Here is an 11,003-nt window from a genome sequence, read left to right on the forward strand (position 1 = left end):
ATATTTGTGGGTCGAGGAATCTGTCCCCTCTACACAAGTTCTAAATTATAGTGGTAAAACTCCTCATCTCTCTTGTATCCATTTTTCTCATATAAGCGCTGAGCTGCTTCATTATCAGGTGTTGTTTCCAACGTTATACTTTTAGCACCTGTCTCACTAGCAAACTCCTTTGCTTTCTGTAAAAGTTGTTCCCCGACTCCTTGTTTTCTCGCCTTAGCATCTACAAACATGTCATTTAAGATCCACGCTCGTTTCATTGAAATGGATGAAAAGGTGGGATAGAGTTGGGTGAACCCGACGTATTCGTGGTTAGATTTTGCTATGAATATAACGGAATCCTCGTTTTCTAAGCGACTCTTTATAAAAGCCTTCGCTCCATCTAGATCAGTTGTTTGTTGATAGAAAGTGCGATACCTATTAAATAATTGGGCAACAGCTTCTAAATCTTTTATGGTAGCTTGATAGATCTCCATTTTTTGTTATCTCCCTTGCTTTAGATTAGTTCTATTTTATCGATTTGGTGGCGATATTTACATAATCATTTGAAGGTATTTCATTCAATTGGCTTGTAATTTTATTATAATAATAGAATATTACTTTAATTTTAAAAGGTAGGATGGGAAGTAGCATGGATGAGATAGATCAAAGTATTCTTCGTCATCTTCAAGAAAATGCTAGAATGTCGATGACAGAACTGGGTAAGAGGGTTGGGCTTTCCACGCCGGCAACCAATGAACGGGTGAAAAAGCTTGAAGATAAAGAGGTGATAATGGGGTACAGAGCGATTGTGGATCCCGAGAAACTTGATAAGAATGTGACAGCCTTTATTCTCTTTGATACCAAACAAGGGAAGAAGTTTAGAGACCTTTGCAGGGAGCATCCGGTTGTGGTGGAGTGCCATCGACTGGCAGGTCAGTATAGTTATTTGGTGAAAGTAGTGGGGGAATCGGTTAAAGAGCTCGAGGAATTCATTGATGCGACTTTGCCGTTTGGTGAGCCGTCTACTTTGATTAAGTTGTCTTCTGTGGTGGAGTTTAAACCGGTGGTGTAGATGGGGACAGGTTCCATGACCTGTTTATAGTGTACGTTTCACTTCTCTCTCATCTATTGTTGTTTTATGGAAGTCTAGCTAAAAGGATATTTGGTAGGGGAGATGGATTATTTATTGGAAAAAGGGATTAGTAGAAGTATTTATTACTAGTATTTTCGGATAAAATAGAATGGTATACAATAAATACTAGGGGTGAAGAGTTTGTCTGTAGATGTTTATCTTGTATTTGATGGGAATTGTAGAGAAGCGGTTGAATTTTATGCAAAGGTATTTCAAGCAGAGGCACCGCAGATTATGACTTTTGGCGAAAGCCCGCAACATCCGGATTATCCTCTTCCAGAGGAGGCGAAAGAACGCATCATGCATACCCGTCTCTCTATAGATGGAAGCAATGTGATGTTCTCCGATACCTTCCCAGGGCAAGAATATATTCAAGGCAACAATGTTACACTGGCTTTGGTAAGTCACAACACAGATGACTTAACTTCATGGTTTGAACAATTGAAAGAAGGCGGCAAAGTAGACATGGAACTGCAAGAAACCTTCTGGAGCAAGCTTTACGGGCAAGTCACAGATAAATTTGGCGTGCACTGGCAATTGAATTATGAAAATTAATATTTAATAGAATGTCTTCGTAATCTGAAGGCATTTTTTTGTTGTGGAAACATTCCAGGTGCCTTTCCCTATAATTCTTTCCCTTGACAATAAAAACCAGTTGTTTATAATTTAATTAGTTAAGTAATTACTTAAATACTTAAGGTGGAGGTCAAGTAGTTGGGCATCAATGGATTGTTTAAAGCGTTATCTGATGAAAACAGAAGAAAAATATTGGATCTTTTGAAGGAGGGAGATTTAACTGCAGGTGAGATTGCAGACCATTTTGAGATGAGTAAAGCTGGGATTTCGCAGCATTTGTCTGTACTTAAAAATGCAGATTTAGTTTACGCAGTGAAAAGGGGGCAGTATGTGTACTATTCGTTAAATGCAACTGTATTTCAAGAGGTGCTGAAGTGGGTTGTTCAATTTCAGTCACCATCAAAGGGGGAAAATGAAAGATGAAAAAGCTGGGTATGTTTATGTTAGTTGTCGTTTCTTTTGCTGTGAGCATTTTTGTATTGTTTAGTGGTGGAATGGATGCAGCGGCTGAAGGGATGGTTGTTACCTTATTTAGCATTCCATTTGCGATGGGTTTGGTTATCATCAGCTTTTTGGCAATACCTAAACAGAGTGAATTTGAACGGTATCGAAAAGGATTGGAAAGTATATTTTTTGTATTGATTCTTGTTCTGACCATCATTCATAGTGGCTTGGTATTTTATCTCATGGATAGTGGATTTCCTATCATGATGCTTGTTCCACTTGGTGTGGGACTTGTACTAATTGCCACTGCCAATACACTTCCAAGATTTCAACTAGAGACTCCTCCTGCATCCTCGGAATACACACAATCAACTCATAACGTTTGGAACAAAGGATTGCGACCTTTCTCGCGTCCGCTAATTATTGGGGGACTTGCGATGTTATTGTGCACTTTCCTTCCGCAGCATCTCATTTTGATTGGGTTTTTGACTGTTTTGGCTTGTACGTTACTTACAGCGGTATACTTTGCGATTCGGACTTCATAAAAAAGAGTTAAAGGGACAGGTTGCTCGACTCGTTTATAGTAGGACGAAACGCCTGGCCCTTCTGCTTAAGCAAAATGGGTCAGCGTGCCTGTCCCCTCAGCCCTTTAGTTTGGTTCCACATGTACATGCACATCATGAACACTATGTTCCTTCATTAAAATTGTTTCCACACGAGTTGCAATATCATGTGCCTCGACAATATCCAGGGTGGATTTTACCAGAATGACGACGTCTATCACTTCGTTGTTTCCGTAGTTACGTCCTCGGATTTCTTTCACACCTTTTACCCCGTCAAGTTGTAGGATGATAGTTCGGTAGTGTTGAATCTTCTCTTCATCAAACCCATCAGATAGCTCATGGGAAGCTTCACGAAAAATTCCCCATGCAGTTTGGCAGATCAACAAACCAACAATAATGGCAGTCACCGTGTCTAACCAAGGCATATTTAGTTGAGAGCCGACTATCCCAATCGCAGCCCCTATACTAACCCACGCGTCGGAGATATTATCTTTTGCCGCGGCCATCACGGACTTACTTTGAATTTTTAAAGCAAGCTTCTTGTTATAGCGGTATACCAAGTACATGACAACAGCGGAAAAAACAGCAACATATGCTGCCATCACATCTGGGGCTTCATTGCCTCCTTCAAACATAGTGCGAAAAGCATCTAAGACCACTTGAATTCCGACTGCTGCCATAATAAAAGAAGCAATCATAGCGGCAATGGTCTCACTTTTCCAATGGCCATAACCATGATCTTTATCTGGAGGTCTTTGTGAGAGTTTAAGTCCTATGAGAACTGCAAGAGATGCGATGATATCGGTTGTATTGTTAAGTCCATCTGCTTTTAAGGCAGCGGAGTTCGTCATAAACCCAACCGCCAACTTCAAAATGGACAAACATATGTATGCAATAATGCTGATGATAGCTCCGCGTTCACCTAGTTTAAGATTATTATATTTTTCTTGTTCCATTGGTTTTCCTCCCTGATTTGCACTTACATATAATAGCAAGCGGGAATCGAGTGGGTCTAGAGCAACCTTTTTGCCCTGCGGTATATGAATGGGAGGATTGCAAATAAGTTGAATGAGGGAAAAATTTGGGGTGTAGGGACAGGCACGCTGACCCACTCGTGGGTCGCCGTGCCTGTCCCTACTAACTCATCAGTACCTTAACGGTTGTTCCGCAACCAAGCTCACTTGTTATGGTGACTTTTCCGCCATGTGCTTCGACGATATCTCTTGCGATGGCCATTCCGAGTCCGGTGCCACGAATGTTTTGGGTGTTTGTACCGCGGTAATATCGCTCAAAAATATGCTCTAAGTCGTGTGATGGGATTCCTTTTCCGGTATCGGAAATCAGGATGCCGTCTGACATAACTTGTATGCTCACTTCAATATCATCTTCATTATGAATGAGGGCATTATAAATAAAGTTAAGTATCGCCCTCTTCATTAAATGGCGATCCATTTTCCAGTTTGATTCTGGTGAACTACTCTCAAAAGAAATATGGTATTTGCTGAATTGAGGGTCATTCAATAGGTCAATTACAATCTCTCTTACAAAGCTCTCGATCCGTGTTTCCTCTAAATCTAGAGGCATCTCTTGATTCCTCAGTCTTGTTGTGAGATTAAAGTCATCAAGCAAATCCTTCATATAGATGGATTGACGTTCGATTACTTCTGCATATTCCAACCGCTCTTCTGGTGTTAAATCCTGATAGCGGAGTAATTCTGCATAACCTCTTATGGAAGCAAGTGGTGTTTTTAAATCATGAGAAACGTTGCTGATCCAATCATCTCTCAATTTCTCGAGCTTTGTTCGTTCATTTTCATGGGCTTGGAGAGTCTTGGATACATCATTCAGGTTGGTGAATACAGGCTTGAAAATCCCCATTTTCTTCATTTCCCATACGGAAAAATTGCGCTTTTTCAGTTGTGTTATACGGTCGATCAGTCTTGTTATAGGCTTTGTTAATATAGAACTGAACAGTAACCCTACAATAGATGCAATGATCAGGTCAACAATAAGAATGACAAGTAAGGATTTAGAAAGAAAAGCGAAAATAGATTCAGCTTCAAGCATGAAGACGACACGTTGCTCTTTAGAGTCTGGAACTCCGACTAGATAGTCATAGGGTTCAAACTCACCAATAAAATATGTGACAAACTCATTATCCATGTATTTATAAATATGAATAAGTTCCAAGGGACTATAGTGTTCAGGCGCATTTTCGGGAGCTAAGGCAGAGGTGACGACATGCCCGTTGGTATCAAGGATTTGAATCCATGCACCAAAAGATTGCAAAGCTTCAATCCCTTCTTCCGATACGGCAGGCTGCCCGTTTTCCATCACTAAGTACTTATTGAAATGACGGGAAAACACCTCTCCGGAATCGCTTGAAACATCATCCATTCCTTGACCTTGTTGCTGAATGAACATCCCAATAAGAATGACGGTGTTAATGATTATTACAATAAAGACAATGATGAGTACAGATACTAAATAACGTCCGGTCAGTTTCCATTTCACAAGTGCTCACCTACTTTGGGATGAATCGATAACCAAGCCCTTTTACAGTAATGATATAAGTTGGCTTGGACGGTGTATCCTCTATTTTTTCACGTAAACGTCTGATATGTACCGTTAATGTATTGTCTGCACCGTAAAATTCTTCCCCCCACACTTTATTAAAAAGTGTCTCTTTACTAATAATATGATTTGGATTTCTCATGAAGCATGCCATTAACCCAACTTCCTTGGCGGTCAATTCTAGCATCTTCCCATCTTTCATCACTTCTGTTTCCTCCTGATTGATGGAAAAGAAACCAACGGAAATCACCTTTTCATTTTTGTTGGAAGTTGATGCACCAACCGTGCTGTAGCCTGCACGTCGAAGCTGAGCCTTTACTCGAAACGCCACTTCCTTTGGGCTGAATGGTTTTGAAATATAATCATCGCCGCCAATTGCAAGCCCCAAAATTTTATCGACTTCTTCTGTTTTGGCTGATAAAAATAACACAGGTACCCGCGAAATCTCCCGTATTTTTTTGCATAAATCATACCCCTCACCATCAGGTAACATGACATCCAGAATGACGATGTTAGGATGGAAGTCGTTGAACTCGTTCCACCCCTGATTAACCGTCCCAGCTATTCTTATTTCAGAAAATCCTTCTTTTATCAGAGCAGTTTTAATTAATGTACATAAATCCTTTTCATCATCCACTATTAATATTCGTGGTTTGTCCATTATGCCAGTCACCTCCTTTAACTTTTATTGATCCACCAATCTCATTTCTACTAGTATAAATCAATGCCTGAACTAAATGTATGTCTTTTCCACCTGTTTTACCTAATTTAAGGATTTTGTAAGGTACCGTTGATTTTGATGTAAGGTTGGCCCGGTATAGTATGGACATACGAAAGAAAGAGGTGCATATAAATGGAACCATTATTAGTGGTAGATAAAGTACAAAAAATATATGGCAAGGGAACAAATACCTTTAACGCGCTTCAGGATATCTCATTTGAGATTCATCCTGGGGAGTTTGTTGGGGTGATGGGTCCGTCTGGTGCTGGGAAATCCACATTGTTAAACGTCTTGGCGACAATTGATTCTCCGACCAAGGGAGATATCTTCCTTGGAGAAGAAAATATTTCAAAGCTGAAGGATGAATCACTAGCCGATTTCCGTCGTGATCATCTGGGGTTCATTTTTCAGGACTACCATCTGCTTGATTCCCTAACAGTAAAGGAAAATATTTTGCTGCCATTAGCGATTGCAAAAAAGCCGGTAGCCGAAATAAAGAAAAGGGTAGAGGCGATGGCAGATACATTTGGTATTTCTTCCTTATTAGATAAATATCCTTATCAGCTGTCAGGCGGGCAAAAGCAAAGGACTGCCGCAAGTCGTGCTCTTGTGACAAATCCTAAGCTAATCTTTGCAGATGAACCAACAGGTGCGCTTGATTCCAAGTCTGCTTCGGATTTACTCACAAGCTTAAGTAATCTGAATGAAGAACAGGAGACGACTATCATGATGGTGACGCATGATGCGTATGCAGCCAGCTATTGTCGCAGAATTTTGTTCATAAAAGATGGTGAATTGTCTAAGGAGCTATATCGCGGTACGAAGTCGCGTAAGGAGTTTTTTCAACATATATTAAGCGAGCTCGCTACATTAGGCGGTGACGTCCATGACGTTATTTGATTTAGCATTAAAGAATATCCAACGCAATGTAAAGAGCTATGCCCTTTATATTGGTACCACCATCTTTTCCATCGTCATCTACTTTACATTTGTGACGCTTAAATATAGCGGGGACATTAGTGCCCTTGCAGAAACATCAAAGCAAATCCAAGGAATCATGAGTGCCTCAGCATTTGTCTTGATGATATTTGTGGCCATCTTTATTATTTATTCCAATTCATTTTTTATGAAAAAGAGAAAAAAGGAAGTAGCCCTCTATTCATTATTGGGTGTACGCAAACGTTCAATTGGATTTTTGCTCTTTTTTGAAAACATGGTGATAGGCGTATTGTCGCTAGTAGTCGGAATCGGACTCGGCTTTTTACTTTCCCGTGTCCTGCTGTCGATTTTGATGAAATTAATGAATACGGACATGTTTGTCGGTTTCGCGTTTTCGATGGATGCTGTACTGAACACGTTGTTGGTGTTCTTCGTTATTTTTCTATTTACATCGTTGCAAGGATATCGTGTTATGTATCAATTTAAACTTATTGATCTCTTTCATGCTGAAAAAAAGGGAGAGGAGATACCAAAGGCACGAATTATTCCAGCAATATTGGGAATTGGTGCTTTAGCTGGAGCGTACTGGCTTGCTCTTCAGGATCTTATGACATCAGAAGCATGGCGTACTCTTGGACTAGCAATGCCGATCGTTATTATCGCTTTGACCGTCATTGGGTCTGGTCTTATTTTCCATAGTGTCCTGGTGTATATATTATCCTTCTTACAAAAGAGGGAGTCTTGGGCTTGGAAAGGGCTTAATCTGATGACTGTCTCACAGCTGCTCTACAGAATCCGTGGAAATGCCAAGACTCTTACGATCATCGCCATATTAAGTGCCACCACCATTACTGCAGGTGGAGCGGTCTTTGGCATTTACTATAATGCGGAAAAAAGCGTCCTGGAAAATGCACCGTTCACCTTTATGTGGGAGGGTGATCCAATTTCGATTGATGCCGGTGTAATCGAGCATGAAGATACCATCACAATTAAAGCGATACGTGTAACAGAGGACGGGTATGAAAGGGAATATTCGGTCATCAATCAGTCTACGTTTGAAAAGGTTGCAGGCTATCTTGAGTGGAGCGACCTGCATACCATCAAGGAAGGCGAAATCCTGATGATTGACGCCTTTTATGATGAAAGGTGGTCCATCAAACAAGAATCGGTTGTCATTGATGAAAAAAAGCATACAATCGTCAAGCAATACGACAAAGCATTATTAAATACCTTTTCCTTTGGAAGCATTACTATTGTAGTAACAGATGAAGAGTATAGTAGCATCGACTCTGATGAGCGAACTTTTCAAGCGGTGCAGGTTGAGGATTACAAAAATCAACTAGCTTTGTCAGAGAAATTAGAGGCTTCAGCTGTTTCCGGAAATTTCTCTAGTGCCACAAAGGATTATAAAGAGTCAATTGAAGCATTTGGCTCGCTCCTGTTTGTAGGAAGCTTTTTAGGATTGGTATTCCTAGTAGCGACAGGAAGTATCATCTTTTTCAAAATGATGACAGAGGCAGAAGAAGATAAAGAAAAGTATGCGATGCTTCATAAGCTTGGGGTTTCAACCCGGGAACGAAAACGCACCGTTCGCAATCAAGTGGCGGTTATCTTTACGGCACCGCTCGTGTTAGGTCTGCTCCACGGTGGGGTTGCCCTGGCGGCATTTTCCAAGCTGTTCATGATGGATCTGCGGGTTCCTGTTGTCCTTTGGATGCTTGCATACACCGCCATCTATACCATTTACTATTTTGTGACTGTTAGAGGCTTTAATAAAACTATTCAACAACACTATATGGGGGAATCTTGATGAAAAAATTCATAATTTTTGTTAGTGGTATGTTCGTTCTTCTTGTTGGAATCGTCCTTGTCTTGTCAAACATTGATTTCAATAGACTAGCAAAAGATAATGCATATGTTCAAATTACAAAGCCCACTTCTGTGGAGGAAATGAAGTTGGATTCCGGTGAAATTATGACAACCTACTGGTACACATTGCCCGCATATCATGAAGACGGAAGGATGATAGAAGTAGAATTCTCCGCTAGTAAGGAACTGCGTGAAGAAGCCTACCTCATGCTATACCTAACAAATGAAGACAACGTAACCTCATACGACGAAGTTACCTATGAGGTCTACCAGAGAGCTGTTGGGGGAGGGGCGTGAGTGGACAGTAAAAGAAGTGACGGTACTTCGCTCCATGGAAGACATGGATGCGGAGGTACCGTCTTTTTTTGTGGTGAAGGGGATGGATGTGGGTCATGGTGACCCAGTTCGGTGCGGCGTGCCTTTCCCTATGACACCTTAAATGCTTCGAAATTGGAGCTGAATCCGAAGTTTGGAATTTCGATGTCGGGTTCGATGTCACCGTCGGTAGTGCTTTGGCCGAAAATTTCAACGAGGTCTCCAGCTTGCAGTTGGAGGACGGCTGAAACATTGACGACGTTAAGGTTTGTTAGTTGATCCCAGTAATCATTATCGACTTGAACGGTGATGCCGTTTACGACAATGTCTGCTCTTGTTCGATACGGAACATTTTCTTCTGGTGCAAAGGTAAAGCTTGCTGCTACATAATAGACTCCACTTTCACGAGGTACAAACGTAGAGTTAGTAGAGTTGTAGATGTTACCGATATCGAACTGCTCTTCTTCAAACGTGATTTTACTTGATTGACCTGCTACTAGTGGTTGAATGCCTGTTTTTAGTGCGCGGAATGCTGGTGTCATGCGGTCTCGACCACCTTCACCGCATTTTACGTTGATGGTAATGTCTTTAGAGTCTTTTTTATGATGGTGGAAAGAAGCAGTAGCGGGCGTTTCATCACTCTTGTAATGATAGTATTTCAATTTTCTCACCTCCTTATCGTTTCTATTAATATATGCATGCGGTGATAGATTTGATTGGGTTGAGGGTATAGACACCGCTGTTGATTTCCGCAAATGGCTTCGCTTTCCGCTGGGAACTTTGAGCCTCCTCGGGCTGCGCCCTGCGGGGTCTTAACATTGTCGTTACTCCCCCGCTGGAGTCTTCGCCATTTGCTCCAATCCACAGCTCGAAATCAACAAGCACTATATGAAATCAGTTTTTCAGTGGCCACGGACAAGCACGCTGCCCCATTTTGAATGGTAGGGAAGTGGGGCGGGGTGCCTGTCCCTACGACGTCGGTATAATTTCTCTTATCTTTTTCATACTAAGATCGAAAACGAAAAAAGGAGGGATACTTACCATGGCGAAAAGAAACGGCAAAACAGATGCGGAACAAAAGAATAAAAAAGGCTTTGACGCAAGCCAAACAGACGCTGAATTTTCTAAGGAATTAGGAAGTGCGGCAGCTAACCAAGCTCATAAAGAGAAAGCCAAAAAAGAAAAGTCCTCTAAGAATCAAGGGGAATGGAACGGAATGAATTAATGGCCGTTCCTTTGTAAGAAGAAAAGCTTTCATTCCTAGTTCGTTTAGGAATGAAAGCTTTTTCCTTAATTAGCGTTCTTATAATAAACTAAATGGTCGGTCCACTCGTCATTCTCATATATAAAGCCTTTCCGAACACATTCAAATTCCATGCCAACACTTTCTGCTAATTTTACAGAAGGAGTATTATCCAAGTTAATGTGGGCTTCTATCCGGTGGAAGTTCAATTGTTGAAAAGCGATGGATAGGGCTGCATTTACTGCTTCTCTGCCGTAACCTAATCTCCAATACTGATTATGTATCGTATATCCTATCCTTCCCCAATGGAAATCATCTCTTGCAAGAGTGGAAAAATCAATCATACCTATGTGCGTCCCATCATTTTTTCTAAACACACCAAATATATGAGCACTGTCTGATACGCCCAACTCTTGATGCTTATCAACAAGGTTGTGAAACCATTCCATTGTACAAATACTCATATCCAATTTTCCTTCATCATGACGATGTTGGGAGGGTAACCGGTTTTCATATTCATTTAACCAGTTTTGATAGTCGTTTTTGTTTAACGGTCTTATTAATAATCTATCAGTTTCTGAAAAACACTCGAATCTTCCCTCTTTTGTGGTCAATGTAACATCTCCTCAGGGTGCTTTATCTATTTTA

General features: G+C 40.9%; 14 protein-coding genes. 8 read left to right on the forward strand and 6 right to left on the reverse strand.

What is annotated here, in order from left to right; translation table 11 throughout:
* Nucleotides 1–29 precede the first annotated feature (29 nt).
* Entirely contained in the window at nucleotides 30–473 is a 444-nt protein-coding gene (locus B4U37_RS03610) for a GNAT family N-acetyltransferase (protein ID WP_088017116.1), read from the reverse strand.
* A 155-nt stretch (nucleotides 474–628) separates the two neighbouring features.
* Between B4U37_RS03610 and B4U37_RS03615 the strand changes: the two genes are divergently transcribed.
* The 4 genes from B4U37_RS03615 to B4U37_RS03630 all read left to right on the forward strand — a co-directional run bounded on the left by B4U37_RS03615 (nucleotide 629) and on the right by B4U37_RS03630 (nucleotide 2,676).
* A complete protein-coding gene (locus B4U37_RS03615) occupies nucleotides 629–1,051 on the forward strand; it encodes an Lrp/AsnC family transcriptional regulator (protein WP_088017117.1) in 423 nt (140 codons plus the stop codon).
* 201 nt (nucleotides 1,052–1,252) lie between these two features.
* A complete protein-coding gene (locus tag B4U37_RS03620; RefSeq protein ID WP_088017118.1) occupies nucleotides 1,253–1,666 on the forward strand; it encodes a VOC family protein in 414 nt (137 codons plus the stop codon).
* 165 nt (nucleotides 1,667–1,831) lie between these two features.
* Nucleotides 1,832–2,110, forward strand: a complete 279-nt coding sequence (locus B4U37_RS03625) for an autorepressor SdpR family transcription factor (protein WP_187442453.1) — start codon at nucleotides 1,832–1,834, stop codon at nucleotides 2,108–2,110.
* Nucleotides 2,107–2,676 carry an SdpI family protein gene (locus B4U37_RS03630; RefSeq protein WP_088017120.1) on the forward strand — a complete coding sequence of 190 codons (570 nt, stop codon included), beginning with the start codon at nucleotides 2,107–2,109 and terminating at the stop codon, nucleotides 2,674–2,676. Before B4U37_RS03625 ends, B4U37_RS03630 begins: the two co-directional genes overlap by 4 nt.
* A 104-nt stretch (nucleotides 2,677–2,780) precedes the next feature.
* Here B4U37_RS03630 and B4U37_RS03635 read toward each other — a convergent pair whose 3' ends face one another.
* The 3 genes from B4U37_RS03635 to B4U37_RS03645 form a co-directional block, all read right to left on the reverse strand.
* Nucleotides 2,781–3,650, reverse strand: a complete 870-nt coding sequence (locus B4U37_RS03635; protein ID WP_088017121.1) for a cation diffusion facilitator family transporter — start codon at nucleotides 3,648–3,650, stop codon at nucleotides 2,781–2,783.
* A 181-nt stretch (nucleotides 3,651–3,831) separates the two neighbouring features.
* The gene (locus B4U37_RS03640; protein ID WP_088017122.1) at nucleotides 3,832–5,208 is read right to left on the reverse strand and encodes a sensor histidine kinase; all 1,377 of its coding nucleotides are present in this window, start codon (nucleotides 5,206–5,208) and stop codon (nucleotides 3,832–3,834) included.
* 10 nt (nucleotides 5,209–5,218) lie between these two features.
* The gene (locus B4U37_RS03645) at nucleotides 5,219–5,929 is read right to left on the reverse strand and encodes a response regulator transcription factor (protein WP_088017123.1); all 711 of its coding nucleotides are present in this window, start codon (nucleotides 5,927–5,929) and stop codon (nucleotides 5,219–5,221) included.
* A gap of 192 nt (nucleotides 5,930–6,121) precedes the next feature.
* Between B4U37_RS03645 and B4U37_RS03650 the strand changes: the two genes are divergently transcribed.
* The 3 genes from B4U37_RS03650 to B4U37_RS03660 are packed head-to-tail and all read left to right on the forward strand — an operon-like array spanning nucleotide 6,122 to nucleotide 9,094.
* A complete protein-coding gene (locus tag B4U37_RS03650) occupies nucleotides 6,122–6,889 on the forward strand; it encodes an ABC transporter ATP-binding protein (protein WP_088017124.1) in 768 nt (255 codons plus the stop codon).
* A complete protein-coding gene (locus B4U37_RS03655; RefSeq protein WP_088017125.1) occupies nucleotides 6,876–8,738 on the forward strand; it encodes an ABC transporter permease in 1,863 nt (620 codons plus the stop codon). Before B4U37_RS03650 ends, B4U37_RS03655 begins: the two co-directional genes overlap by 14 nt.
* Nucleotides 8,738–9,094, forward strand: a complete 357-nt coding sequence (locus B4U37_RS03660; protein ID WP_088017126.1) for a YxeA family protein — start codon at nucleotides 8,738–8,740, stop codon at nucleotides 9,092–9,094. The genes B4U37_RS03655 and B4U37_RS03660 overlap by 1 nt, the downstream gene beginning before the upstream one ends.
* Nucleotides 9,095–9,222: 128 nt before the next feature.
* Here B4U37_RS03660 and B4U37_RS03665 read toward each other — a convergent pair whose 3' ends face one another.
* Nucleotides 9,223–9,774, reverse strand: coding sequence for a C1q-like domain-containing protein (locus B4U37_RS03665; RefSeq protein WP_148966082.1), 552 nt, complete (start codon nucleotides 9,772–9,774; stop codon nucleotides 9,223–9,225).
* Between the two features lie 380 nt (nucleotides 9,775–10,154).
* On the opposite strand from B4U37_RS03665, the gene B4U37_RS03670 reads away from it, so the two are divergent.
* Complete coding sequence (locus B4U37_RS03670; RefSeq protein ID WP_088017127.1) at nucleotides 10,155–10,337, forward strand: hypothetical protein; 183 nt, start codon at nucleotides 10,155–10,157, stop codon at nucleotides 10,335–10,337.
* Nucleotides 10,338–10,402: 65 nt separating this feature from the next.
* On the opposite strand, the gene B4U37_RS03675 is transcribed toward B4U37_RS03670, so the two are convergent.
* A complete protein-coding gene (locus tag B4U37_RS03675) occupies nucleotides 10,403–10,969 on the reverse strand; it encodes a GNAT family N-acetyltransferase (RefSeq protein ID WP_088017128.1) in 567 nt (188 codons plus the stop codon).
* Between the last annotated feature and the right edge of the window lie 34 nt (nucleotides 10,970–11,003).

The sequence above is a fragment of the Sutcliffiella horikoshii genome, from assembly GCF_002157855.1.
Lineage (GTDB): Bacteria > Bacillota > Bacilli > Bacillales > Bacillaceae_I > Sutcliffiella_A > Sutcliffiella_A horikoshii_C.